This window comes from Enterococcus sp. AZ197, from assembly GCF_050556405.1.
Lineage (GTDB): Bacteria > Bacillota > Bacilli > Lactobacillales > Enterococcaceae > Enterococcus > Enterococcus faecalis.
In genome coordinates, this window is the sequence record NZ_CP187873.1 from 2226704 (window position 1) to 2250823 (window position 24120).

Below are 24120 nucleotides of genomic sequence, written 5' to 3' on the forward strand. Positions count from 1 at the left end.
GCTTAAATTTTCACAAAAAGACCAAAGAAAAAACCTGAACCCTTTGTCGAGATAACGAAGGATTCAAGCTTCTTTTTTATTCTTCGGCTAAACCTTTTTCTTCTAAGGCAGTTTGATAAAAACTAGCTAACGATACATAGTTATAAGGAATCACCCATAATAGACCGATACCAATAGCTAAAAAGCCCACAATATACCAACCAATAAAAGAAAATTGTAAACATAAATATTGCCAAAAACGATTTTTCATTAAATATAACGCCTGTTTCAATGCCATCATAATTGGCAGTTCTGGATTATCAAAACGTAGCCACACAGCAAATTGAAAAACGCCACTCACAAATAAACCAATTAAAAAGATCAAGATAGTGGCAACGCCAAATGCTAGGAAAAAGGAAAAATCATTTAAGAAAAAGGCTTGGATTTCCTCTGGTGTAACTGTATTAAACATCAATTTGAAATACAAGGTTGTCCCTGCCCCAAATAAAATTGGTAACAAAAATAACAAACCAATTACACGTTCAAGTACTTTTTGAAGTAGGTTGACCACAAATAGCGGACCATAATATTTTCCTTGAAAAACACTCATTAAAATATTGACCCGCACCTTTTCACCACGCAACACCTTCAAGGCTGCGTAATATAGCGCATAACTTAACGCGAATAAAACAAAAATTTGCAGTAATACTGCGGCAAAACTACTTTGAAAAACTTGATTTTCACCAGAAAATAAATTTTGCACAATCGATGTTAAGAAGCTCTGTAAAACCACTCCTAAGAAAGTTAACCAAGCCATGATCCCCCATTGCCCATCAAGGGCTCTGCGAGCATTGGCACGATGTTGCGAATTTGTTACTAAACTTTTCATTCATTCCATCCTTTCTGAAACTAATAACTAGTCAATTTAGCGACTGTTTCTTTATCTAGACGTTTCACCACTTCTGTGACTAATTTGACTGTGTTGAAATAATCATCTTCATGAATAACTGAGGTATGTGAATGCAGATATCTAACAGGCACCGTGATGGCTAATGATGGAATCCCATTGCGCGTTAAATGCATGCGACCAGCATCCGTACCTCCCCCTGTAATCACTGTATATTGGAAGGGAATGTTATTTTCTTCCGCCACTTGAATAACAAAATCACGTAATTTTTTATGCGGAATCATTGATGCATCATAAATCAAAATTTGTGGCCCTTCACCTAAAACAGAGTCAGCTTCTTTAGGTGTCATTCCTGGTGTGTCACCAGCTGTTCCTGTGTCTAAAGCAAACGCTATGTCTGGATTCACAAGATGCGTACTTGTTTGCGCACCGCGTAGCCCGACTTCTTCTTGCACATCACTGCCTGCAAATAAAATATTGGGGTGCCCTGCTGTCGCTAAATTTTCTAAAACTTTTAATGAAACGGCCGTACCAATTCGGTTATCCCACGCTTTTGCCAATAAAAATTTTGTATCATTCATGCGACGATAGTCAATATATGGTGTCACCATATCCCCTGGATGAATCCCCCATTCTGCAACTTGTTGATCGCTACTTGCACCAATATCAATAAACATATCTGCAATCTCATAGGGTTTGTTACGAACTTCCGCTGTTAACACATGCGGTGGTTTAGACCCAATGACACCATGGTAAACCTTACCAGTCGTAGTTTTAATCTGAACTTGTTGGGCCAACATCACTTGCCCCCACCAACCACCAACGGTTTGAAATTTTAAAAAGCCTTTTTCTGTGATTTGGGTAACCATGAAACCGACTTCATCCATATGCCCAGAAATGTAGACTTTTGGTCCTTCTTTATCACCAACATTTTTTGCAATAATACTGCCAAGGCCATCATATAAAAATTTATCCGCATACGGTGCTGCATACTTTTTAAATAACGAACGTACTTCGTCTTCATTCCCAGCAATCCCTTTAGCACTTGTTAAATCAATTAACATTTTTTCTTCTTTTGCATCCATAAAAATAACTCCCCTCAAAAACCAATTTTATCCATTATACCACGAACTAAAAAAATACTTACAAAAAATAAATTGAGCAACGTTCTCCACTAAAAATAAACGAAAAAACAGCCTGCACGCTCGTTATTCAACGGCAGGTACAGGCTATTTTCATTGTTACGAAGCGTTTCTAGTCCGCTTCAGATAATTGGTACTTGATCCATCTTGCCTTCTTAAAATTGAGGTAAGACCAATGGATTTTGTTGTTGCCAATCTGTCTGATAAAAACGATCATCAATTTGATACGCTAACTTTTTAGACGCAGGTTGTTTCATAAATTCATCTACTTGACGATCAACAGCAAGCCAACCACGCCAACCTAAATGAATCGTGTCCGCCATAAAGTAGCGTTCATTACTACATGTTGAGAAGTCAGCAATGTTAGTAAAGCCTTGCTCTTGAAGTTGATATTTCAGCTTGCGTGCTACTTGTTGCAACATATCTTGTGACAAGCCCGTATAGTCCGACCAACGTTTGTTAACAGGTGGGATTACAAATAAAACATCGACATTTTTTTCTGCTAACTGTTCTAACGCAGCTTGGAAATCACCATATTCTGGAGAAAAACGATAATCCCATTTCTTTTGTGAATGAGCTAATTTCGGTAAAACTGGTTTAATCCGTTGGCGATAAAAGCCGTTACTAATTTCAAATTTATTATTATTAATGGCTTTTGCCGCAATTTTTCCAGCTAGCTGATCTAATTCATTAAAATTATAAGTAGCAGGTAATTGTTTCATATCTTTTTCAACAATTGGTTCTCTGCTAACCATGCCAATTTGGCTAAACAATTCATCTTCACGATTCAAGAAACGGAGATTCATTATAAAATAATCTCGTTGAGAGCGTTGGGGAAGTTGCCCTGCCTGCAGATTTGCCAAGGTTTCCATTAAGACTTTGTCTTTTTGAACAACTGGAAATTTGGTCAAACGTTGTGCTAGATATTGGTCACCGCTGGTTAATTCGGTTAAATTAGCTAACCATTGATAGGTTTGTAATTGTGAATAGTGTGCACCAAAACTATCATTAGGTACACCCTTTTTGACAAACCATTGCGGAGATAAAATAAAGACCGCTTTCTTATTGGCAATCGCATCGCCCATCGAATGAATGACCATTGCTTGGGTTAATGACTGTGTGCCCGCTTCTCCTAGTAAAAACGGTCGGTAGTTCCGTTGATACTTTTCAGAGAGCACACTAGGGTGGAAAGCACTAAATCGACTTAATTCAGAAGAGCCAAAAAAAGGAACATATTTACCAGAAGCCACTGCTTTGTTTTTAATCACATTGCCTTTTAAAACGTTCGGTGCCATTGACGTTGATGCTTCCTTCAACGTTTTTTCGGAAGTTAAATTGATTCTGAACGGTGCAAAAAAGAACACTGCAACCAAGACCGCTGAACAAAGCACTGGACCTAAGATTCTGATTAGTCGTTTTTTTCTAGACATTATTGTAAAGCTTCCACTTGTTGAATGATTTGTTTTGGTGTTCCCCATACTTCACGGTCAAAGTCTGATACAGGAACTTGGATTCCTAATTGTCCTTCAATTTCTACTAATAATTGAACCGTTGCTAAAGAGTCCAATAATCCTTCTTCAAATAATTGAATATCTTGATTGTTCACAACTTCGTCTGTTCCTGTAATATCTTCTAAAATGTTTAATACTGTTTCTTGAATGTTCATTGTAAATTGCCCCTTTATATTTTTATTTTTGTTTATTTAAACCATAGTTTGTCTAAAAATCCTGAGAAAATCAGGAAGCTGACACAAACCGCTTGGAAAGTTAAAAAGACTGCAAATGCATGTGTAAATTTGTTTGATGGTATCTTGTCTTTATGTTTTTTCTTAAAACGTAGCCAAGCATCTGTTACACAAATTAGTGTTGCATGGTAGAGCCCATAAGCGATGTAGAACCACGTTAATCCATGCCAAATGCCCATGATTAAGAACAACGCAAAGTAACCAATATTAGAAGTCACAATCCGACTTTTAAAGACTTTCTTTTTCATTAAGAAAAACATTAAGCGCATGTAAATGTAATCACGGAACCAAAAAGATAAGGTCATGTGCCAACGATTCCAGAATTCTTTAATATTCCAACTTAGGAACGGTTTGTTAAAGTTCATTGGTGTATCATAGCCCATTAAATAACTTGTGCCAACGGCCAGTAAACTATAGCCTGCGAAATCAAAGAATAGATACAAACTGTAATTATACATATAGCCGACTGTCCACCAGGATAAACCACCTTGTGCCAAGGCCATTTTTTCCACATGTGGTAAAAAGACACCACCAAGATAATGACTGATAATAAACTTATATAAAAATCCTAGAAATAAATAAAAAATTCCTTTTTCTAAAAAGTCTAAATATTTCTCCGCACTCGGCGGGTTTTTCAAATCTTTTTCAAAGCGCCGATAACGATCGATGGGTCCTGAAGAAATAGTCGGGAAAAACAAGAGAAACTGAATGTAACGAAACGGATGATATTCTTTCATTACGCCATCCCGTAAATCCATGACCACTTGGACCGCTTTAAAGGTTAAATAAGAAATCCCTAAAAAGCCAAGTAAGGTTGTTTTGCCTGTCATGAAGGGAGAAACTTTCACCCAAACAAGCGGTAATATAGCTAAAAAGACAGCCAGATAAAAGACCCAACCTGCATTTTTATTTTTTCGATAAGCCGCATAGCCCCACGTTAGTAACGTCTGATAAATAACATATACAATCAGAGCGACTCCTTGTTGCCAAAATTCGCCACCAAAACTGATATATAGAAAGACCAGTGTCACGAGCGTTTGGTACCAAGGCCAACGTGTCCCTTTAATGGCTAAAGTTAAAATCATTGGCAACAAGGCCGCAATTAGCAGAACAAAGTAATACGGTGCATTATAGGGAATCATATGAGGAAAATTCATCATGTGGCATTCACCTCATTCATCAACCCTTTCCGATCAATTTTGCCATTACTTGTCAAAGGTAATTGTTCAACATATACAAATTTTTGCGGAATCATATAGTCCATTGTCAACGTGGCTAATTCTTGTTTAATTGCCTTAGTTAATTGAAAATCACTTGAAAATTCATGTGCTTGCGGAACGACATAGGCAATTAATTGTTGGACTTTATTTCCTTGATATTTCGGCACAACGACTGCTTGTTTCACGTAGGAAACATTCGTTAAGTGATGATCCACTTCTTCTAACTCAATGCGGTAGCCATGCAATTTAATTTGAAAATCTAAGCGTCCCTCATACTGCAATAGGTTATCGACTAACTTTCCAGCATCGCCTGTGCGATAAGCTGGTACGCCATCTAATTGGAAAAAAGCTTCAGCTGTTTTCGCAGGATTATTTAGATAGCCTTTGGAAACACTTGGTCCAGCAATGACGATTTCACCAATTTCACCTGCAGGTAATTTTGACATGCCTTCCATAATATAAATTTGCGTATCCTCTTTCACATACCCGATTGGTAAACGTTGAACACTTTTTAAAACTTCTTGAGTGATTTCAATGGCACTAATCGCTACAGTCGCTTCTGTCGGCCCATACGTATTATAAATATGCGCAGTTGGGAAACGAGCGGCTAATTTCTCAGCCGTTGGTTTTGGTAATTCTTCTCCACAGAATAAAAACGTGCGCAGTGCTGGTAGATGTTCACCATCGAAGCTTGGTTCCATTAGACACAATTCAATAAAGGACGGTGTTGAAACCCAGACGTCGATTGTTAATTGTGGCAAACGCGTAAATAATTGTTTAAAATCGTTAATGATTTCATTGGGTAACGGAGTTAATGAGCCGCCTAACGCCAATGCGGGATAAATAGACATCACCGATAAATCAAACGAATAAGGTGCCTGTGCTAAAAAGCGGGCCCCTTCTTCTAAACCAAAATCTTGCAACAACCAATTCGTAAAGCTAACTAAATTATCATGGCTGATTTGCACACCCTTTGGTACGCCAGTTGTCCCTGAAGTGAAAATGATATAGTAATTACTTGCTCCTGTGACAGGTATTAACGCAGGCGCATGCCGGGGTGCATGTATCATCATTTCTGTTAATTCTTCCGCCGTAATTACTGGCACTTCAGTGGCTAACTCAGGCCATTCATGCACAGCAATCACTGCGGTTGGTTTGGCTACGTTTAGAATTAGTTCAATGCGTTCTTTTGGTGTATGTGCATCAATGGGGATATAGCTAAAACCAGCTTTCGATGCGCCTAAAAAACTCACAATCATTTCAAAATCTAATTCTCCGTATACGACAATCGCTGACTTGTCCGTTTTCAGCTCAGCTAAATAAGCGGCTAGATTGTCTGACTTTTCTTTTAACTCTCCATACGTAGAGACTTTTTCTTCGGTTAAATAAACAGGACGTTGGGGTTCTTTACGTGCCCATTCATCAATCGTTTGAATCATATTAATTACTTTTTCCATATATAGCCGCCTCCTTAAAACTCGTTATAAATGAAGGTTCCTCCATTGATATTCTTGTAATGATAAAGATAAATTAATGCAATGACAATGAAAGAATAAAATAACGTTTTACCGATGAATTTAAGACTTTCGTTATTGAGAATTTTCTGAAAAGTTGTTTTCATTATCATTCACCTCCTAAGGTTAATCGCTATCCATTATTTTATGCTATATTTCAGCAAAGTCCATTGAAATTTCTTACAATTTAATAAAAAAACTAACAATTTCGTCACTTCTTAAATTTTCATGATTTTCATAAACGGAACTCTCATAATTTTTTCGCATAAAGAAACTGTAAAAACCGCTTCACAACGGCTTTTACAGTTTTTTAAAAATGGATGTGTCGAATCATCCGCGCATAAATGGCAGACGTTAAAATATAAAAAATTAGATAAACAATTATTAAGATTCCACAAGAAAGATATACTAACAAATATCCTGGACTCTTAATAAATTGGCTTAGCAAATAAATGGCAAAGGTAGTATGCAAAATCCCAATGACCATCGGCGGAAAGAAAATCAAACTATTCTGTCGATAAATTTGCTTAGTTATCGCTTTACTAGAAACACCCATCCGTTTTAAAGTCACGTAATCTTGACGCTCACTTACAGCTGAAAACAGTTGTCGTAACATCAAAATACTGCCCGTAATAAACAACGCTAAAATTGCCACAAACATGGAGACATATAAAGTCAAGCCGTTAATTTTTCGTTCATAGCGTAAAGAGGCGTAGCGATCATTCATATTTAGCCGCCAAGTTTCTGTGACATCATCTTGCGTATTCTTTACCTCTTCGTTAGGCATTTGTTTGGCAAAACCACTCAACTGCTGGTTATTTTTTTCATACTTATACAAAATTGGCGCTTGCCATTCTGTGGCAATCTGTTTATTTACGGCTTCATAAAGTTTTTCACGGCTTTTCGTGTCAACATTTACGGCGTTAATCTGATACTGAATGGAATTTTTTGTCACTTTCTGATAAAGGGCATCGGAAACGACAATCGTTGGTAAGGAATATTGCAATAAAAAATTGCCTAGATAGTTAGGCAGCACTTGTTGCAGTTGTGCCTTCTCCCCTTCAACAAATTGCAGTTTCGATTCATAACGAGACATACCACTTAAAATATTGGTAAAGCTATCCATATAGATAACACTTTGGTCATTTTTTAAATGTAAATCGTTTAAATAAGGATTAATTTTTTGATAGTTGCGGTAGTTGGAGAAAGATAAAACATTAACTGCTTCAATCGTTTCTTGTTCCTCTTGCGCTTGACCAATTCGCAAACTGCGTTCAATTCCAGTAATTTTATAAGAAAGTGTCACTTCATTTTTTATTTTGGTGTCCTTCGCTTCATCAAGAACTTTCTTCAATTTAGGATAGCTTTCCTGTGAAACTAAAAAGTCCACGGGGCCATCACTGTTGACCGTGTGCATACTAATCGTATACACAAAAACCATCACGCCGATCCCACTCAAGGCCGTCGCAATTAACAAGGTCAAACCAGTGAGTGTTTTGCTACTTTTAAATAAGTAGCGTTTGGCATTGCCTAAAGTAATCATGCGTAAATCTTGGTAATACCATTTTTTTCTATGATTAAATAAGCGAATGATAAAATACATGGTATAACGGAAAAATAAATACGTTCCCACCACACATAGACCCAAAATGATAAAAGGCGTCAATGTAATAATCATCGGAATCGAGATATCCAATGAATCATTTAATTGTTTATACACAATACCTGTCGCTAAATTCCGAAAATCAAACGCAATAAAATAACCAGCCAGTAAACAAATAGGTCCTAAAATACCTAGAAACTGCCGCCGTTTCGTTAAACGACTATAATTAATTTGACCAATTTTTTCTTGGTGCATAAGCTGCGACAATGGATAACGATAAATCATCCAAATACTTCTTAAGCAGACAATCAAAATCATAAATGCAAAAGCTACACCGGTTTCAATAACGGAACGCCAAGAAATATAGAAGAAACTGGGGACTTCTAAAAACATAACTTTGGCTAAAATCATTGAAAACAACTTGGTGAAAATCACTCCTAAAATAATTCCATTAATTAGTGAAACAAAGCCTAAAACTAAATTTTCCACTAAAAAAATTAGTGAAACTTGGCTCTTTCTCAAGCCAATTAATCGATACAATCCAATTTCTTGGCTACGTTTTCCTATAAAAAAACGATTTGCTGCCAACATAAAGCCCAAAATAATAATGGTGACTAAGGTACTACCAAGTCCTAAAGATCGCTTAATTTCGATATCACGGCCTGCACCTGCGACAAGAGGCTGGTTGTAAGCAATCGCACGGAAACAATAATAAACGACCGCTGCAAAAGTCATACTAATGTAATAAACCAGATAATTAGGTACATGAGCTTTTAAATTTTTTAATGATAGTTTAAAAATCATTTGCGCGCCCGCCTCCACCAATCGTTGCTTGCATATCTATCACACGATTAAAAAATTCCTTACGTGATCCTTGACGAACAACTTCTGAGAAAATCGCACCGTCTTTAATGAACAAGATGCGATTGCAAAAACTGGCCGTGTACGGGTCATGTGTCACCATCAAAATTGTGGCATCATCATGTAGATTAATTTCAGCTAAATATTTCAACAATTCTGTTGCTGATTTTGAATCCAGTGAGCCAGTTGGTTCATCTGCAAAAATAATTTTAGGGTTCGTAATCAAAGCACGAGCAGCTGCTACCCGTTGTTTTTGTCCCACAGATATCTCTGGTGGATAAGCAGATAAAAGCTCCTGAATCCCCAAAATCGAAGTCACATGTAACAAACGTTTATCCATTTCTTCTAATGAAACTTTTTCTACAGCTAAAGGCAACAGAATATTGTCCTTCACATTTAACGTATCAATTAGGTTAAACGATTGAAAAATAAACCCCATTTCGTTTCTCCGAAAATCACTTAATTGATTATCTCGCATTTTTAAAATATCTTGTCCGGCGATACGCACGATTCCTGCGGTTGGCAAAATAATCGAGGATAAGACATTCAACAGTGTCGATTTCCCAGCACCGCTGGGACCCATAATCCCCACAAATTCGCCTTCATCAACGGTAAACGAAATATTATCTAATACTTCTGTTTTATTATTTAAACGACCATATGTCTTGCTGACATGGTTTACTTCTACAATTTTTTTCATTTTTCTCGCTCCAACGTTTTGTTATTACTCTTATTTTACCAAGAAAAAATCTGAATGAACATCGTTTTATCTTACAATATCGTTCGGTAGTCAAAGAATAATTGGCATTTCGTGAATAAATCCGCAAACAATTATTATTTAATAATTGTTATTTTTTAGTGTTGCTTTTAGCAATTTGGCAAAAAACTCTTTGCTGTTTTTTAATTTGGACAAAGAATTTTTTTCACACAAAAAAATTTGCTCAATCCTTTTCTTCATTTGTTTTCATATTTTTTCAAAACAGCGCAAGCACAATATATAGTGTTTGTCTAGTGATATTTTACTAAAAATACGCAATATATCGATTGAATTTAGCCGAACTTTGTATTAGGATAGTTACTAACGAGATATAAGGAGCTGGATAAAATGATGAAGATTACTGATGAAAAAGCCGAGGATGTTAATCTCTCAACAATTAAAGTCGTCAAACGAGATGGTCGTTTAGTGACTTTCGATGATCAAAAAATATACGATGCTTTGATCAAAGCTGAACAAAAAATACATGACCAAGTCACTCCTTTGACACATCAAAAAGTCCAATCGATTGTTGCCGATGTCAATCGAGAAATTGCCGAACGTTTTACCAATAACGTAAAAATTTATGAAATTCAAAATATTGTGGAACATACTCTGCTATCCAACAATGAATATGCCTTAGCCGAAGAATACATTCATTACAGAACCCAACGTGATTTTGAGCGTAGTAAAGCAACTGATATTAATGTATCTATCGGCAAATTAATTAATAAAGATCAGACTGTCGTGAACGAAAATGCCAACAAAGACAGTGACGTTTTTAATACGCAACGTGATCTAACCGCTGGGATTGTTGGAAAATCAATTGGTTTAAAGATGTTGCCTTCACACGTGGCTAATGCCCATCAAAAAGGCGACATTCATTACCACGATTTAGATTATCATCCATATACGCCCATGACAAACTGCTGTTTAATTGATTTTAAAGGCATGCTAAACAATGGCTTTAAAATTGGGAACGCTGATGTCGAATCACCAAAATCAATTCAAACGGCCACTGCACAAATTTCTCAAATTATTGCCAATGTAGCTTCCAGTCAATATGGTGGTTGCTCTGCCGATCGGATTGATGAATTATTAGCGCCTTTTGCGGAACGTAATTATGAAAAACATTTAGCAGATGCGCAAGAATGGATTGAAGGAGAAGAACGCCAAAAAGCATTCGCTCGGAAGAAAACGAAAAAAGATATTTTTGATGCCATGCAAAGTCTTGAGTATGAAATTAATACTTTATTTACTTCCAATGGACAAACCCCTTTTACTTCTCTGGGATTTGGTTTAGGTACCAACTGGTTTGAGCGAGAAATTCAACGGGCGATTTTACAAATCCGAATTAATGGCTTAGGGATTGAAAAACGAACAGCTATTTTCCCAAAACTGATTTTCACAATTAAACGCGGCGTCAATGCGCAACCTACTGATCCAAACTACGATATTAAACAACTGGCACTGGAATGCGCAACGAAACGCATGTATCCTGATGTTTTAAACTATGATAAAATCGTTGAACTAACAGGTAGTTTTAAGGTACCAATGGGCTGTCGTTCCTTTTTACAAGGCTGGAAAGACGAACAAGGTGAAGAAGTAAATGTTGGCCGAATGAATTTAGGCGTTGTGACCTTGAACTTACCAAGAATCGCTTTAGAAGCGCAAGGAAGCCAAGAAAAGTTCTGGCAAATTTTAAATGAACGTTTGGCGATCGTTAAAGATGCTTTGGTTTATCGGGTTGAACGTGTTAAAGAAGCTAAACCAGCGAATGCACCGATTTTATACATGTATGGTGCATTTGGAAAACGTTTAGCTACACAGGATGCCGTAGATGAACTGTTTAAAAACAAACGTGCCACGGTTTCGCTTGGCTATATTGGCTTGTATGAAGTGGCTTCTGCCTTTTACGGCGGTGCTTGGGAGGACAATCAAGAGGCCAAAAACTTTACACTGGATATTTTAAAAGAACTGAAAAAAAATGCCGACAACTGGGGCAACGAATACGGCTATCATTTTAGTGTCTACTCTACACCGAGCGAAAGCTTGACTGACCGTTTTTGCCGTTTAGATACTGAAAAATTTGGCATCGTCGAAAATATTACAGATAAAGAATATTACACAAATAGTTTCCATTATGATGTACGCAAAAATCCAACGCCTTTTGAAAAACTTGATTTTGAAAAAGATTATCCAAAATACTGTTCTGGTGGTTTTATCCACTACTGTGAATACCCCATGTTACAGCAAAATCCCAAAGCACTTGAAGCTGTCTGGGATTACGCTTATGACAAAGTTGGCTATTTAGGAACCAATACGCCAATTGATCATTGTTATGCCTGTGGTTTTGAAGGGGACTTCCATCCAACTGAACGTGGCTTTGAATGTCCAGAATGTGGCAATCATGATCCTAAGACTTGTGATGTCGTTAAACGGACTTGTGGTTATTTAGGTAACCCGCAAGCTCGCCCAATGGTACATGGTCGTCACAAAGAAATTTCCTCTCGTGTGAAACATTTAAAAAATTAAACTCGATTATTCTATAGAAAGAAGTTTTGCTGATGCGTAATCCGAAACCACAAGAATGGAAAACCGAAGACTACAGCCAAAAAAAGATTGCCGATTACAAAGCGTTCAACTTTGTTGATGGCGAAGGTGTACGCAATAGTTTATATGTGAGTGGCTGTCTCTTTGCTTGTGAAGGTTGTTTTAACAAAGCTGTCCAAAATTTCAATTACGGTACGCCGTTTACAGAATCTTTAATGAATCAAATTATTGAAGATTTGTCCCATGACTATGTCCAAGGTTTGACTCTTTTGGGTGGTGAACCTTTTCTGAATACAGATGTTTGTCTTAGTGTAGTCAAACGTGTGCGGGAAACATTTGGCTCAGCCAAAGATATCTGGTCTTGGTCTGGGTATACCTTTGAAGAACTACTTTTAGAAACGCCTGATAAGCTTGAACTACTCCATTCAATTGACATTTTAGTTGATGGGCGCTTTGAACTGGCAAAACGTAATTTAAATTTACAATTTCGTGGCAGTAGTAATCAACGGATTATTGATGTACCCAAATCACTTGCTGCTGGCAAAGCTGTTATTTGGGAAAAATGTCATGACGCCGAAACGTCTTATGAACAAATCAAAAAATCAATTTAAAAAAGTTAGCCCTTTAGCCATCTCTTGAGGATGTGTCTAAAGGGCTAACTTTTTTCCCATAAAGGTAAAACAATGTTTTCATACGCTAGTGGATCTAAATTCGTTAAAGTAATGCCTAATAAACGGATTCCTTGTTCTAAACCTAAAATATCTTCCCAAATTAAATTCGCTTGATAGAAAAGTTCTTCTTTTTTAGAAATATATTCAGGTAATGTCACACGTTTCGTAATCGTCGTATAGTCAGTATAACGAACTTTCAGGACTACTGTTTTGCCATGCTTTTGCACTCGTTGCAATGCACGCTCAACCCCTGCTGCTAATTGTCTCAATTGAGCCGTAACCTGCTCTTCCGTCGTTAAAGGGGTGCCGTAAGTATGTTCCTTGCCTACCGACTTACGATCTCTAGTCACTTGAACTGGCGCATCATGGATACCGCGGACTTTACGATACAATGAATAACCCATTTTACCGAATAACCGAATCAACGTCATCTCATCTTGCTTGTATAAATCTGCTCCAGTAAAAATCCCTAGTTCATGCATTTTAGGCACTGTTTTTTTCCCGATTCCGTGGAAATCTTCAATCGGTAATGCTTTCAAAAAATCTTCGGCCTCTTCTGGTAAGACAACCGTCAGGCCCTTTGGTTTCTGGAAATCTGATGCTAACTTGGCTAAAAACTTATTGTAACTAACACCTGCCGAGCAAGTTAACTGCAATTCATGCCAAATATCATATTGGATCATTTTCGCAATTTTAATAGCCGACTTACTGTTGACCTTATTTTCAGTTACATCTAAATACGCTTCGTCAATAGATACTGGTTCAATCACATCTGTATAGCGGCGAAAAATTTCACGGATTTCTTGAGAAATTTCACTATATTTCTGATAATTACCTGGCTTAAAAATGGCACTTGGACATAGTTCATACGCCTTTTGAGCACTCATAGCCGAGTGAATACCGTACTGTCGAGCAATATAATTCGCTGTGGTCACCACTCCTTTGCCCCCAGTATCACTTGGATGGCGCGCAATAACTAACGGATGTCCTACTAGCTCTGGATGATCTCGTTCTTCAACTGAAGCAAAAAACGCATCCATATCTATATGTATAATTTTTCTCGACGTATCTTTTTTTAAGGGAAAACGTAATTCGCTCATCATTTTGATTCGCCTCCTCCCTCCATTATATACGAACATCCGTTCTTTTTCAAATTGAAACTTCTTTATTTCAACCAGAAAAAGCTGAAAATCCGTGAAGTTATAAACACAGATTTCCAGCTTTTTAATTAAACAACCAATTGTTTTTGTTGATTATAGTAGCCTTTATAGGCAAGATAAGTTGCAATTACTGAACCAATACTTGTTGCTGATAGCAACATAAAGGTCACCATAATCTGATATTTTATCGCATGGACCGGATCAACGCCCGCAAAAATTAAGCCTGACATCATCCCAGGTAAACTAACAATTCCGACAGTTTTGGCAGAATCAATCGTCGGCGCCATCCCGGTTTTCACACTTTGTTGGATGATTGGTAAAGAGGCGAGTTTGATAGTTGCACCTAATGCTAGTTTCTCCATTACCGCTTGCCGTTGGTTTTGAAAAAGAGTATCTAAATTGCGATAGCATAAACCAATTGCCACCATCGAATTGCTGGCAATCATCCCACTGATAGGAATGATTTGAGAAGGAATAAATTTAATAGAACCAGAAAAAATCAAAATACCAATGGTAATTCCTGTACTACAACCAATTGCAATGAAAGAAATCAAAAAGCCCTTTTGTAATTGCTGGCTGCGTTTTTTTGCATTAAAGGCTGCGTTGGAAACAATCACCAAAACCATGATGAGCGTTAAAATCAGGTTATTGACTTGAAAAACATATTTTAATAAATAGCCGACTGCGACTAATTGAATGACTGCTCGAATCACACTAATAATAATATCTTTGGTAAAACCTAATTTTTCTTTAGTACTAATAATTAATGCGACCACCACTAGCATGGCTGAAAAAAATAAGGATAAATTATTAACTGCTAAATCCATCTGTCGGCGCCACCTTTCCTGCTACAATACGAATCACTTGCTGTGCTTGCTGAATTTCTTCGGTATCATGCGTGACACGAACCAGCGTGACTCCTTGCTCTTTGTTTAATTGGTTTAACAATTGATTGACAATCTGTTTGCTTTCTTCATCTAATCCCGTTGTAACTTCGTCTAATAATAAAACATCTGGTACAAAAATAATGTTTCGTAGCAAAGCAACCCGTTGTCGCTCACCACCAGAGAGTTCGGCTATTTTCTTTTCAAGATAAGCAGCGGGCAATTTCACTTGTTGGAGCAATGCCACGACTTTTTCCTGATTAAACGCTTCTTGTCTGACGGTAAATGGAAATAACAAATTATCATACACGGTTTCACCAAATAAAGTTGGCTGCTGAAAACAATAAGAAACCTTTTGGCGGTATGTTTCGATTGGCATTGTAGTAATTGGCGCTTCTTGATAAAAAATTTCGCCTTCTGTAGGATTTAATAATGAAGATAAAATTTTTAAAAATGTACTTTTCCCGCTACCTGAAGGACCAACAATTGTTGTATTGCTGCCTGTTTCAAATGACAAATCAATATCAGAAAGAATGCTACGACCATTTACTTGATAAGACACGCCTTCTGCTCGCAATAAATTACTCATGTTTCTCTCCTTTTTTAAATGGAATGATATTCTTTATATACTTCTTGTTTTTTTACATTTCTCAATTTGGCCACTTCTTTGATTGCCTCTTTGGAACTCCGTCCCTCTTCCTCCATTAAAACTTGTACATGTTCCTTGAGGGAAATAGCCGGCATTGCTGCTATTGTCTCTTTCTCACCAGCAAATCCGCTAACTAATAAACAACACTCGCCTTTTAGCGTATTTTCTGCTAAATATTCTGTTAGTTCTCCTAAGGTACCTCGTAAATACTCTTCGTGAAGTTTCGTTAATTCTCGACAAATCACAGCGGGGCGTTCTTGACCATAGACTTCAGCAAACGTTGCTACCGTTTTAGCAATCCGATAGGGAGACTCATAAAAAATCTGTGTCGGCCGTTCTTCTTTTAATGCTGATAACACGTCTTTCTGTTCTTTTTTCTTTCTTGGTAAAAAACCATAAAACGTAAATGGCTGTGGTAAAAGACCCGAGGCAATCAAGGCGGTCATTCCTGCCGTAGGTCCTGGCAAGGCAATCACTGCCAGTTCTTCTTCAAGACATGCTGTAACCAATTCATGACCAGGATCACTAATTGAAGGCATACCTGCATCGCTAACTTGGGCAATCGTTTCACCATTCAGCAATCGTGTAATCAGTTGAGGAATTCGCTCTTTGTAATTATGTTCGTGTAAACTAATTTGTGGTGTTGTAATCTCAAAATGATTTAGCAATTTTTGTGTGTTTCTTGTGTCCTCACTAGCAATCACCGTTGCTTCTTTCAATATGTTTAAACAACGAATACTCATATCTTCTAAATTGCCGATCGGTGTTGGGACAAGATACAATTTTCCTTTTGTTGTTTGCTTATCAAAACTTTTCTGTTTTTGCATAGCGCATCCCTCATTTTCCTTTTTCGTTCTATAAATAGATAAAGGTTTGATTTGACAATCGATTGACTGTCAAACCAAACCTTTCCTTTTTATTTGCAGTGTCCACTAGACTTAACGCGTACGTTCCCCATAAATAACATCAAGACAAAAGGCACATTCTTCATCATTTTCACGTCTTGAACCATATAAAATATTGCAGACATGGAAGCCCTCTTCATAAAGTTTTTCCAAATTCATACGTGATTTTGATAGCTCTTGTTTTTCAGTTTCAGTTGTATTTCCTGCTAACTTATTCAGTTCTTGGAGATGCTCCCGTAAGCGTTGGTTTTCGATTTCCAACGTGGTATTTTTTTCTACCAACTCATGGAGTGCTGCTTTAATTTCTCTTAATTGTGTCACTGAACTGTCTAAATCAGTTTCCAACGAATTTAATCCATCATAGAGCGAACGTTTATCCATTTTGATCACCTTTTTCAGCAGCAACTTTCGCAGTAGCTTCTTTGATTTCTTCGTAATCATAATCCGCTGCGATTTCACGACCATGCAGACGAACTTTGACAATCCGACTTAATAGATTCAACCCGACGACTTTGCCTTTGCCATCTGGTGTTATTACTTCTTTTCCATAATCTGGTAATTCTTTTTTAGCGGCTTCATATTCGTCGTTTTCGTATTTCAAACAACACATTAAGCGGCCACATAATCCCGAAATTTTGACAGGATTTAAAGATAACCCTTGATCTTTAGCCATTTTGATTGAAACTGGCATAAAATCTCCTAGAAATGTTGAGCAACATAGTTGTCTGCCACAAGGGCCAATGCCACCTAATATTTTCGCTTCATCTCGGACACCAATTTGACGTAACTCAATTCGCGTCCGGAAAATAGCCGCTAAGTCTTTGACTAATTCACGAAAATCAATTCGCCCATCTGCCGTAAAGTAAAAAATCATTTTGCTACGATCGAAGGTATATTCTACTCGCACTAATTTCATTTTTAAGTCATGAGCTCGAATTTTTTCATTGGCAATGCTTTTGGCAGCTTCTGCATCAGCCAAATTTTTTTGTTCTTTTTCTAAATCATTGGCTGTTGCTTTATTTAAAATGGGTTTTAGGTCCTCTGGTAAATCGTCTGAATCGACTGTTTTTTTAGGAATAGCAACAGTAGCTAATTGTTTTGACTGTTGAGATTCAACGAGTACTTTCTCATTATAAATATACTCAGATTTTCCAGGAGCAAAATAATAGATATGACCGGCTTCACGGAAGCGAACTCCTACTACTTCTACCATTTTATTCCTCCTAATCTAGTTCAAGTGAACGTCGCTTCAATCGGTTAAGGAACTTGCTGAAACAACTAAGTTCCTACTATATTATGAAACTGAATGCCACTTGGCACTTTTTTCCTTTATGATTTAGGGTGAATCATTTGGATAACTAATTGTTCACAAACATTTTGCCAACTAACATTGGCAGTCCATTTTTGGCGTGCTTTCAAAATTAGCGCCAACCGTTCCGCCTGCTCTTCCGTTACTTTTTTGGCTTGCTGTGTCGCAACACTTTCTTCCAATAATTGACGGTAATAAACCATGAGCAAGTCAAAGCTAAGCGCTTGTTGTTCTTTTTCCTTAAATACTTTGACCATTTTCTTCTGAACGTAGATAAATGCCTGTAAATCATTACTTTTTAGATAATTAAACCATTGCAAAATGATTTCCCTAGCTTCATTAAACCATTCATCTTGAGAGATTTCAACTGCTTTCTCAAAACTATTTGTCAGCTCAGCTAAAAGGGTTGCAGTCTTTTCACCAATCCCCTGTTTGATTAAGCGATCAATTAATGTTTTTTTGACTAATGGTTGAAAATGTAAGGTTTGGCATCGTGATTGAATCGTTGGTAAAATTCGAGAAAGCGAAGTGGTTTCTAAAATAGCTAAAATTTGTCCTTCTGGTTCTTCTAAAAATTTTAAGAGACTATTAGCTGCGCCGGTACTCATTTTATCTGCTTCTTGAATTAAGAAAACTTTTTTAGCAGTCTCGACCCCACTTTTAGAAAACTCCGCTTTTAATTCACGGATTTGGTTCACTTTGATGGTTTGCCCATCTGGCGCAATTCTTAAAACATCTGGATGTTCATTTTCATTAATCCGCACACAATTATGGCATTCGTTACAAGGCTGTTGATTTACTAAATTCGTACAAAAGACATGTTTCGCCATCCATAAGCCAAATTCTTGTTTTCCAGTTCCTGTATCTCCTTCAAAAAGATAAGCATGGGCAAGACGACCATGCTCAAAACTTTTTTGGAGTTGCTTGTACAGCAAAGGTTGCATTTGCTGTAGCTGTTGTGCTTCATTCATCTTAATATTGATGGAATCCTTCAACTGGTAAGACGAAGCAAGTAGCGCCGCCTACTTCAACTTCCACAGGATAAGGAATTTGGCCATCCATTGTGATATCTAAAGTCACAGGTGTTGAAACATATTGTTTTCTTGATTGACATGTTTCTTTAATTAAAGCTAATGTTTCGTCGACACGTTCATCATCAATCCCAATAATAAATGTGCTGTTTCCCGCTTTTAAGAACCCACCTGTTGAGGATAATTTTGTAGCACGAATATTGGCATCAATAAATTCGTTGGCTAATCGGTTACTATCTTTGTCTTGTACAATGGCTAAAATAATCTTCATGGTCTACACCTTCCTATAATTAAAAGTTTTCTGGATAACGTTCAATAATCGCCTGATACGTTGCTTCTACGACAAGTTCTAAACTCATCCGTGCATCAATCTTTTTGATACGTTGTGGATTTTCTTCTGCTAATTTCAAATATTCATGACGAACACGTTGATGAAATTCTAATCCTTCTGAATCTAAGCGATCAATTTGCTGTGTTCGATTTTCTTGAATCCGCCGTAAGCCAGTATCTGAGTCAACGTCTAAATAAATTGTAAAATCTGGTGAGACACCTTCTGTCGCAAACGCATTAATTGAAGCAATGGGGGCAATCCCAATTCTACGCCCAGCGCCTTGGTAGGCTAATGAGCTGTCAACAAAACGATCACATAGGACTAAATGACCCGCTTCCAAAGCTGGCAAGATTTTTTCCACTAAATGTTGACGACGAGCAGCTGCGTAAAGTAAAGCTTCTGTTCGCTCATCCATTCTGTCATTTCTTGGATCTAAAATAACTGTTCGAATCTTTTCGGCAATCGGTATGCCGCCTGGTTCTCTTGTAGTGACAATTTTTCGTTTTGACTCTTTAGCTAATCTTTCAGAAACTTCCTTCAAAACACTGGTTTTACCAGCGCCATCTGGACCTTCAAATGTGATAAAAATACCCTGCACGTGCGAAAACTCCAATCAATTTTTACTTGTATCTATTATACTTCATCTTGCTCTATCAGTCTAATTGAAATCCTTATGTCCTATTTAAAGTGATGCATCTGCTGAAAAAAAGAAACTGAAAAAGAAGTACGGAAAAGCTTGAACTGCGACATTTTCTCACAGAAACGACCTACTTCGATTTCAACCTCTTTTTCCAACGATGTTTCTTTTAAATTTCTCGACGTCCTTCGACTGCTTTTAGCAAGGTTATTTCGTCTGCATATTCAATATCGCTGCCGACAGACAAGCCGTGTGCCAAACGAGTAACGGTGATTCCAGCTGGTTTAATGAGCCGTGATAAATACATCGCCGTCGCTTCTCCTTCAGTGGTAGCGTTGGTTGCTATAATGACCTCTTTCACTTCATCATCGTGCAATCGTTTGATCAAAGAGGCAATATTAATATCTTCTGGTCCTGTTCCTTCCATCGGTGAAAGCACCCCGTGGAGTACGTGATACAAGCCTTGATATTCACGCATTTTTTCCATTGCCATAACGTCTTTTGGTTCTTCCACTACTAAAATAATACTACGGTCACGATTTTTATCTTGGCAAATTTCACAAGGATCTTCTTCAGTAATATTTCCGCAAATACTACAGAAATGGAGATCTCTCTTGACACTAATTAGCGCTTTTGCAAAAGCATTAGCATCTTCTTCTTTCATATCAATTGTATAAAAAGCAAGCCGTGTCGCTGTTTTTTGACCAATTCCTGGTAATTTCATATAACTTTCAATCAATTTTGCAATCGGTTCTGGATAATTCATGAGGCTTCTACAGTCCTTTCTTAGCAAGGCGTTTCTGTTATTACTGAGCGAGTTACAACAGATTTTGCGTCACTGAATATCTTATCACGCCCTGTCAAAAAAGCAACTGACAATTACTGCTTTCTAATACAAAAACAAGTCGTTAGTTACGAGCACTAAACGACTTGCTTTTGTATTAACCAATCCAGGTTTCGTGTGTATAGGCCATTTCCCAAAAAGCGTATTCCATCTCACTGCTGATAACAAAAGCGGTGATCATAGCTGCTTGTTCTTGTGGTGAACTTTCTTCATATAATTGGTCTAACAGTTGGCGTTCCTCTTGGACGTGTTGGTACGCTTCCTCCCCAGCATAGGTTTCAATCCAACGTTGGTACAGTGGCTCTGGTGAGTGTTGTTTGACTAACTGTGCACCAATTTCTTGATAGAGCCAAGAACAAGGCAACATACTTGCTGCGGCCGTCTTAGGCGTTCCTTCAATAAGTTGGCGATACATATGAGAAACATAGTGATAAGCGGTTGGTGCAATCGGTGTCGCTGCAACTTCTTCTTCCGTAATCGCTAGTTCTTCAAAAAAAGTTTCACGAATAGCTAATTCGCCCAACGCGAGATTTTCCGCATTTGTTAAGAGTAATTTTTTCAATCGAGGTTGTTGCGTTTGTGCCGCAATCAAGCGATAAAGTTGACTAAAGTGTTTTAAATAGTAATGATCTTGAATTAAATAGTAGCGAAAAATCGTTGGACTCAAGGTTCCTTCATGTAACTCTGTGATAAAAGGATGCTGAAAACTTCCTTGCCAAGAAGCTTGCGCTTGTTCTTTGGCTTGTTCTGTAAATGTCATAGGTTTCTCCTTTACGTTAGAAAAATAAACAAATTGGTAAAAATGATGATCAAAATAGCAAGCACAAGACTGACTTTTGCTGACACAAAATGCTCTTTTCGACTTCTGGTGGCTCCTTCTTCATAGCCATGGGCAGACATTGCTTCCGTATATTTATCTCGCCAAGAAACAGCAACGAGCAGTGTTTTAACATAAAGCATCGGCGACCAAAAATGAAACGTTTTGCCACGGAGTAGGCTTGCTTCTTTTAAATCATTAATTTCTCTTTTCACTTCCGGTAAGGCGTGAACCACCACTAAAATTCCATAAACAAAGTTTGGTGCTAGCCCCTTTTGTTCCAATAATAACAATAATTCTTCAAAATCAACGCCTACAGCAAAAGCTAGTCCTAAACCGGCAAAGGCATACGTTCGACTAAACAAAAGCCAGGCTTGTTGACTACTCGTACCATGCAAATAAATAGACCAAAACGTCCCGATTGCTGGTAAAAGTGGCAAGAAAAATAACCAAAGCAGTAAGCGGGATTTTCGCTGGCCTATTAAAAAAATGATACAACCCATAAAAACCGCCAAATTTGCCAAAATTGACTGAGAAAAAGATAATTCAAAGGTCAAAATAAGAATCAAAGAAGCATAAATTGCTGCATTTGTTTGCTTTATTTGCATGTGGTTCCCTCCTGCCAGATATTCAGTTGTTGCTGCAGCAATTCTATTCGGTAATTGCTCACGCCAGAGAGAGGTTCTAGCCGATGCGTGACGATTAGAAAATCTTGTTGCGCACTTTTTTCTTTGATCCATTCAACAAAATAATTGCATGCTCGCTCATCTAATCCAGCAAAAGGTTCATCTAAAAGTAAACAGTCCAAATCTAAGCTCAGCAAACTAATTAATTGCACCATCTTTTTTTGCCCTTCACTTAGTTGAAAAACACTGTGCTCTAGTTTTTCTTTTAAACCTAAAAAAGTTAAGGCTTCCTCTTGTTTTCTTCTTTTTTCTGCTGTCATGTTCTGACCAAACAAAAGCTCTTCTCGTAAAGTCAACGTGACAAACTGACGATTGGCTTGTTGCACCGCTAATGTCATGTGTTGATACAATTTTTTTGAAGCCCGCAAGCGGCGGCCTGCCAAGAACATTTTCCCTTGATATTTTTGTCTCTGAACGATGGCTTTTAATAAGGTGGATTTTCCCGCCCCATTTGGCCCCGTCAACGTGGTAATTCCTTTAAACAAAAGCGCTTCTTTTTCTTCAAGTAGCACTCGTTTTCCCTGAGACAAACGAAAATTTTTCAATTGGAGCATTGGTTGTTTTACCACAGAAGTTGTAAGCTGAAATGTCTGCGGTTTTGTTTTGATAAACGTCAACGGTTGTTTTTCAAACTGGCCGTTTTTCAACGTGACGACTTGGTCCACAACATCAGCGTAATCGTTGAAATCGTGGTCGCACACCAAAATCGTTTTGCCTGCTTGATGGAGTCTTGCTAAAATTTGAATAAATTGTTTTCGAGAGGTTGGATCAATACTTGCAAAAGGTTCATCTAATAAAAGAATATCTGGGTTCATTGCTAGCAGAACTGTCAACGCCGCTTTTTGTTTTTCACCACCAGATAACGTCGCTAATTCTCGTGTGAATAAGGTTTGAGTCTGAACAAGTTGAAGCGCTGTTTGGATTTTTCGGTTCATTTCTTCAGGCGAGATTCCTAAATTTTCTAAAGCAAAAATCAGTTCTCGTTCCAAGGTTTTCATTGTAAATTGTTGACTGGGGTTTTGAAACAGCATGCCAATTTTTTGCGTCTTTTCACGAGTTGATAATTGTCGGCGTTCCATTCCTTCAATCAAAATTTCTCCTTGGTAATCAAGCGGAGCAAATCCGGCAATCAATCGTAAGAGCGTTGATTTTCCACTACCACTATCGCCAATTAATAAGGAAAACGTTCCTTGAGGAATTGCTAAATTTGTCTTTTCAAACAAGGGTTGTTCTCGTGAAAAGGACACAGCTTTTAATTGGATACTATTCATTTTGCCTTCACAGCTAACCCTTGCGCAGACTGATACATTCGTAAAATAACCTTCGTTAAGAAAATACCAAAGAAACAAATAGAAACGAATCGAACGCTAATTAAAGCAATGTTCATCCCCAGACCGTAATTGCCATAACCAAACTTAAAGTATTCATACACATAACTAAAAATAGTCGTCCCAATCGCACTATAAAATAACGTTAGTGTATCGTACCGTTTGTAGCGTGTCACAAAAAAGCCACTTTCACTACCTAGGCCTTGAATCACACCAGAAATTAATACACTAGGTCCGAAATACGAACCATAAAGCATTTCTGCCAAAGCGGCTAAAACTTCCGCCAAAACAGCACTTCCCGCTCGTGGAATCAGCATCGCTGCAATTGGTGCCACCATGGTCCACATTCCAAATAAAAGCTCATTGGCAAATGGACTCAGGCCTAATGGTAACAGCGCAGCATTCAATAACGCATAGAGGAACCCTGCCCCCATAAAAACACCGCCAAACAAAAAGGCTAAAAAAGCGAGTAAGACGACTTGTTGCAATGACCATTTTTTCAATAAAAAAACTCCTTTCTCTTAACAAAAAGCAAAAGGAGTGACTTAAATAAACCCTGATAAAAGAAAACACACTCATCCTAGGACAGAA

At 37.6% G+C, this 24120-nt stretch carries 25 protein-coding genes; 2 read left to right on the forward strand and 23 right to left on the reverse strand.

The features are described 5' to 3' along the window. Positions 1-76: 76 nt before the first annotated feature. From IGK82_RS10660 to IGK82_RS10700, 9 genes are all read right to left on the reverse strand, one after another. A complete protein-coding gene (locus tag IGK82_RS10660; RefSeq protein WP_016622222.1) occupies positions 77-868 on the reverse strand; it encodes a DUF975 family protein in 792 nt (263 codons plus the stop codon). A gap of 20 nt (positions 869-888) precedes the next feature. After that, positions 889-1971: a M42 family metallopeptidase gene (locus IGK82_RS10665; RefSeq protein ID WP_002362323.1), complete on the reverse strand. Its 1083-nt coding sequence runs from the start codon at positions 1969-1971 to the stop codon at positions 889-891. A 212-nt stretch (positions 1972-2183) separates the two neighbouring features. Next, entirely contained in the window at positions 2184-3458 is a 1275-nt protein-coding gene (dltD, locus tag IGK82_RS10670) for a D-alanyl-lipoteichoic acid biosynthesis protein DltD (RefSeq protein ID WP_002356390.1), read from the reverse strand. After that, on the reverse strand, positions 3458-3694 hold the full coding sequence (gene dltC, locus IGK82_RS10675; protein WP_002356389.1) for a D-alanine--poly(phosphoribitol) ligase subunit DltC: 237 nt from the start codon (positions 3692-3694) through the stop codon (positions 3458-3460). Before dltC ends, dltD begins: the two co-directional genes overlap by 1 nt. Positions 3695-3726: 32 nt before the next feature. Then, entirely contained in the window at positions 3727-4932 is a 1206-nt protein-coding gene (gene dltB / locus IGK82_RS10680) for a D-alanyl-lipoteichoic acid biosynthesis protein DltB (protein WP_002382500.1), read from the reverse strand. Then, a complete protein-coding gene (gene dltA / locus IGK82_RS10685; RefSeq protein ID WP_002365063.1) occupies positions 4929-6449 on the reverse strand; it encodes a D-alanine--poly(phosphoribitol) ligase subunit DltA in 1521 nt (506 codons plus the stop codon). Before dltA ends, dltB begins: the two co-directional genes overlap by 4 nt. A 14-nt stretch (positions 6450-6463) precedes the next feature. After that, positions 6464-6613, reverse strand: coding sequence for a teichoic acid D-Ala incorporation-associated protein DltX (locus IGK82_RS10690; protein ID WP_002356384.1), 150 nt, complete (start codon positions 6611-6613; stop codon positions 6464-6466). Between the two features lie 203 nt (positions 6614-6816). Then, positions 6817-8913, reverse strand: a complete 2097-nt coding sequence (locus IGK82_RS10695) for an ABC transporter permease (RefSeq protein ID WP_002384061.1) — start codon at positions 8911-8913, stop codon at positions 6817-6819. After that, positions 8903-9670 carry an ABC transporter ATP-binding protein gene (locus tag IGK82_RS10700; protein WP_002356382.1) on the reverse strand — a complete coding sequence of 256 codons (768 nt, stop codon included), beginning with the start codon at positions 9668-9670 and terminating at the stop codon, positions 8903-8905. The genes IGK82_RS10695 and IGK82_RS10700 overlap by 11 nt, the downstream gene beginning before the upstream one ends. 405 nt (positions 9671-10075) lie before the next feature. On the opposite strand from IGK82_RS10700, the gene nrdD reads away from it, so the two are divergent. After that, positions 10076-12259, forward strand: coding sequence for an anaerobic ribonucleoside-triphosphate reductase (gene nrdD, locus IGK82_RS10705; protein ID WP_002385686.1), 2184 nt, complete (start codon positions 10076-10078; stop codon positions 12257-12259). Between the two features lie 32 nt (positions 12260-12291). Continuing rightward, the gene (nrdG, locus tag IGK82_RS10710) at positions 12292-12888 is read left to right on the forward strand and encodes an anaerobic ribonucleoside-triphosphate reductase activating protein (protein ID WP_002356379.1); all 597 of its coding nucleotides are present in this window, start codon (positions 12292-12294) and stop codon (positions 12886-12888) included. Positions 12889-12932: 44 nt separating this feature from the next. Here nrdG and dinB read toward each other — a convergent pair whose 3' ends face one another. The 14 genes from dinB to IGK82_RS10780 form a co-directional block, all read right to left on the reverse strand. Continuing rightward, positions 12933-14048, reverse strand: a complete 1116-nt coding sequence (dinB, locus tag IGK82_RS10715; RefSeq protein WP_023894966.1) for a DNA polymerase IV — start codon at positions 14046-14048, stop codon at positions 12933-12935. 128 nt (positions 14049-14176) lie between these two features. After that, positions 14177-14935 carry an ABC transporter permease gene (locus IGK82_RS10720; RefSeq protein WP_002356377.1) on the reverse strand — a complete coding sequence of 253 codons (759 nt, stop codon included), beginning with the start codon at positions 14933-14935 and terminating at the stop codon, positions 14177-14179. Further along, positions 14919-15581: an ABC transporter ATP-binding protein gene (locus IGK82_RS10725; RefSeq protein WP_430605093.1), complete on the reverse strand. Its 663-nt coding sequence runs from the start codon at positions 15579-15581 to the stop codon at positions 14919-14921. Before IGK82_RS10725 ends, IGK82_RS10720 begins: the two co-directional genes overlap by 17 nt. A 14-nt stretch (positions 15582-15595) precedes the next feature. After that, positions 15596-16468 (reverse strand): 16S rRNA (cytidine(1402)-2'-O)-methyltransferase, encoded by an 873-nt coding sequence (gene rsmI, locus IGK82_RS10730; protein WP_010709879.1) that lies wholly within the window; start codon positions 16466-16468, stop codon positions 15596-15598. A gap of 111 nt (positions 16469-16579) precedes the next feature. Next, positions 16580-16927 (reverse strand): DNA replication initiation control protein YabA, encoded by a 348-nt coding sequence (locus IGK82_RS10735; protein ID WP_002356372.1) that lies wholly within the window; start codon positions 16925-16927, stop codon positions 16580-16582. After that, positions 16920-17759, reverse strand: coding sequence for a PSP1 domain-containing protein (locus tag IGK82_RS10740; RefSeq protein ID WP_002356371.1), 840 nt, complete (start codon positions 17757-17759; stop codon positions 16920-16922). Before IGK82_RS10740 ends, IGK82_RS10735 begins: the two co-directional genes overlap by 8 nt. Positions 17760-17875: 116 nt before the next feature. Continuing rightward, entirely contained in the window at positions 17876-18826 is a 951-nt protein-coding gene (holB, locus tag IGK82_RS10745; protein WP_002384059.1) for a DNA polymerase III subunit delta', read from the reverse strand. A gap of 1 nt (position 18827) precedes the next feature. After that, positions 18828-19157 (reverse strand): cyclic-di-AMP receptor, encoded by a 330-nt coding sequence (locus tag IGK82_RS10750; RefSeq protein WP_002356367.1) that lies wholly within the window; start codon positions 19155-19157, stop codon positions 18828-18830. A gap of 19 nt (positions 19158-19176) precedes the next feature. Continuing rightward, the gene (gene tmk, locus IGK82_RS10755; RefSeq protein WP_002356366.1) at positions 19177-19815 is read right to left on the reverse strand and encodes a dTMP kinase; all 639 of its coding nucleotides are present in this window, start codon (positions 19813-19815) and stop codon (positions 19177-19179) included. A 208-nt stretch (positions 19816-20023) separates the two neighbouring features. Next, a complete protein-coding gene (gene recR, locus IGK82_RS10760; protein ID WP_002356363.1) occupies positions 20024-20620 on the reverse strand; it encodes a recombination mediator RecR in 597 nt (198 codons plus the stop codon). 175 nt (positions 20621-20795) lie between these two features. Beyond that, entirely contained in the window at positions 20796-21458 is a 663-nt protein-coding gene (gene tenA / locus IGK82_RS10765) for a thiaminase II (RefSeq protein ID WP_002362330.1), read from the reverse strand. An 11-nt stretch (positions 21459-21469) separates the two neighbouring features. Next, positions 21470-22123 carry a CbiQ family ECF transporter T component gene (locus IGK82_RS10770; protein WP_010709880.1) on the reverse strand — a complete coding sequence of 218 codons (654 nt, stop codon included), beginning with the start codon at positions 22121-22123 and terminating at the stop codon, positions 21470-21472. After that, positions 22114-23472 carry an ABC transporter ATP-binding protein gene (locus tag IGK82_RS10775; RefSeq protein WP_002411316.1) on the reverse strand — a complete coding sequence of 453 codons (1359 nt, stop codon included), beginning with the start codon at positions 23470-23472 and terminating at the stop codon, positions 22114-22116. Before IGK82_RS10775 ends, IGK82_RS10770 begins: the two co-directional genes overlap by 10 nt. Then, positions 23469-24032, reverse strand: a complete 564-nt coding sequence (locus IGK82_RS10780) for an ECF transporter S component (RefSeq protein WP_002359429.1) — start codon at positions 24030-24032, stop codon at positions 23469-23471. Before IGK82_RS10780 ends, IGK82_RS10775 begins: the two co-directional genes overlap by 4 nt. Between the last annotated feature and the right edge of the window lie 88 nt (positions 24033-24120).

What these genes read in the sequence shown, in the direction of transcription:
- dltA (WP_002365063.1), bottom strand. Translation starts at nt 6,449, where the DNA reads ATGGAAAAAGTAATTAATATGATTCAAACGATTGATGAATGGGCACGT.
- holB (WP_002384059.1), bottom strand. Translation starts at nt 18,826, where the DNA reads ATGAATGAAGCACAACAGCTACAGCAAATGCAACCTTTGCTGTACAAG.
- recR (WP_002356363.1), bottom strand. Translation starts at nt 20,620, where the DNA reads ATGAATTATCCAGAACCGATTGCAAAATTGATTGAAAGTTATATGAAA.
- rsmI (WP_010709879.1), bottom strand. Translation starts at nt 16,468, where the DNA reads ATGCAAAAACAGAAAAGTTTTGATAAGCAAACAACAAAAGGAAAATTG.
- IGK82_RS10750 (WP_002356367.1), bottom strand. Translation starts at nt 19,157, where the DNA reads ATGAAGATTATTTTAGCCATTGTACAAGACAAAGATAGTAACCGATTA.
- IGK82_RS10770 (WP_010709880.1), bottom strand. Translation starts at nt 22,123, where the DNA reads ATGCAAATAAAGCAAACAAATGCAGCAATTTATGCTTCTTTGATTCTT.
- IGK82_RS10700 (WP_002356382.1), bottom strand. Translation starts at nt 9,670, where the DNA reads ATGAAAAAAATTGTAGAAGTAAACCATGTCAGCAAGACATATGGTCGT.
- IGK82_RS10690 (WP_002356384.1), bottom strand. Translation starts at nt 6,613, where the DNA reads ATGAAAACAACTTTTCAGAAAATTCTCAATAACGAAAGTCTTAAATTC.
- IGK82_RS10725 (WP_430605093.1), bottom strand. Translation starts at nt 15,581, where the DNA reads ATGAGTAATTTATTGCGAGCAGAAGGCGTGTCTTATCAAGTAAATGGT.
- IGK82_RS10665 (WP_002362323.1), bottom strand. Translation starts at nt 1,971, where the DNA reads ATGGATGCAAAAGAAGAAAAAATGTTAATTGATTTAACAAGTGCTAAA.
- IGK82_RS10695 (WP_002384061.1), bottom strand. Translation starts at nt 8,913, where the DNA reads ATGATTTTTAAACTATCATTAAAAAATTTAAAAGCTCATGTACCTAAT.
- dinB (WP_023894966.1), bottom strand. Translation starts at nt 14,048, where the DNA reads ATGAGCGAATTACGTTTTCCCTTAAAAAAAGATACGTCGAGAAAAATT.
- nrdG (WP_002356379.1), top strand. Translation starts at nt 12,292, where the DNA reads ATGCGTAATCCGAAACCACAAGAATGGAAAACCGAAGACTACAGCCAA.
- dltD (WP_002356390.1), bottom strand. Translation starts at nt 3,458, where the DNA reads ATGTCTAGAAAAAAACGACTAATCAGAATCTTAGGTCCAGTGCTTTGT.
- IGK82_RS10775 (WP_002411316.1), bottom strand. Translation starts at nt 23,472, where the DNA reads ATGAATAGTATCCAATTAAAAGCTGTGTCCTTTTCACGAGAACAACCC.
- dltC (WP_002356389.1), bottom strand. Translation starts at nt 3,694, where the DNA reads ATGAACATTCAAGAAACAGTATTAAACATTTTAGAAGATATTACAGGA.
- IGK82_RS10735 (WP_002356372.1), bottom strand. Translation starts at nt 16,927, where the DNA reads ATGGATAAACGTTCGCTCTATGATGGATTAAATTCGTTGGAAACTGAT.
- IGK82_RS10740 (WP_002356371.1), bottom strand. Translation starts at nt 17,759, where the DNA reads ATGGTAGAAGTAGTAGGAGTTCGCTTCCGTGAAGCCGGTCATATCTAT.
- IGK82_RS10660 (WP_016622222.1), bottom strand. Translation starts at nt 868, where the DNA reads ATGAAAAGTTTAGTAACAAATTCGCAACATCGTGCCAATGCTCGCAGA.
- nrdD (WP_002385686.1), top strand. Translation starts at nt 10,076, where the DNA reads ATGATGAAGATTACTGATGAAAAAGCCGAGGATGTTAATCTCTCAACA.
- dltB (WP_002382500.1), bottom strand. Translation starts at nt 4,932, where the DNA reads ATGATGAATTTTCCTCATATGATTCCCTATAATGCACCGTATTACTTT.
- tenA (WP_002362330.1), bottom strand. Translation starts at nt 21,458, where the DNA reads ATGACATTTACAGAACAAGCCAAAGAACAAGCGCAAGCTTCTTGGCAA.
- IGK82_RS10720 (WP_002356377.1), bottom strand. Translation starts at nt 14,935, where the DNA reads ATGGATTTAGCAGTTAATAATTTATCCTTATTTTTTTCAGCCATGCTA.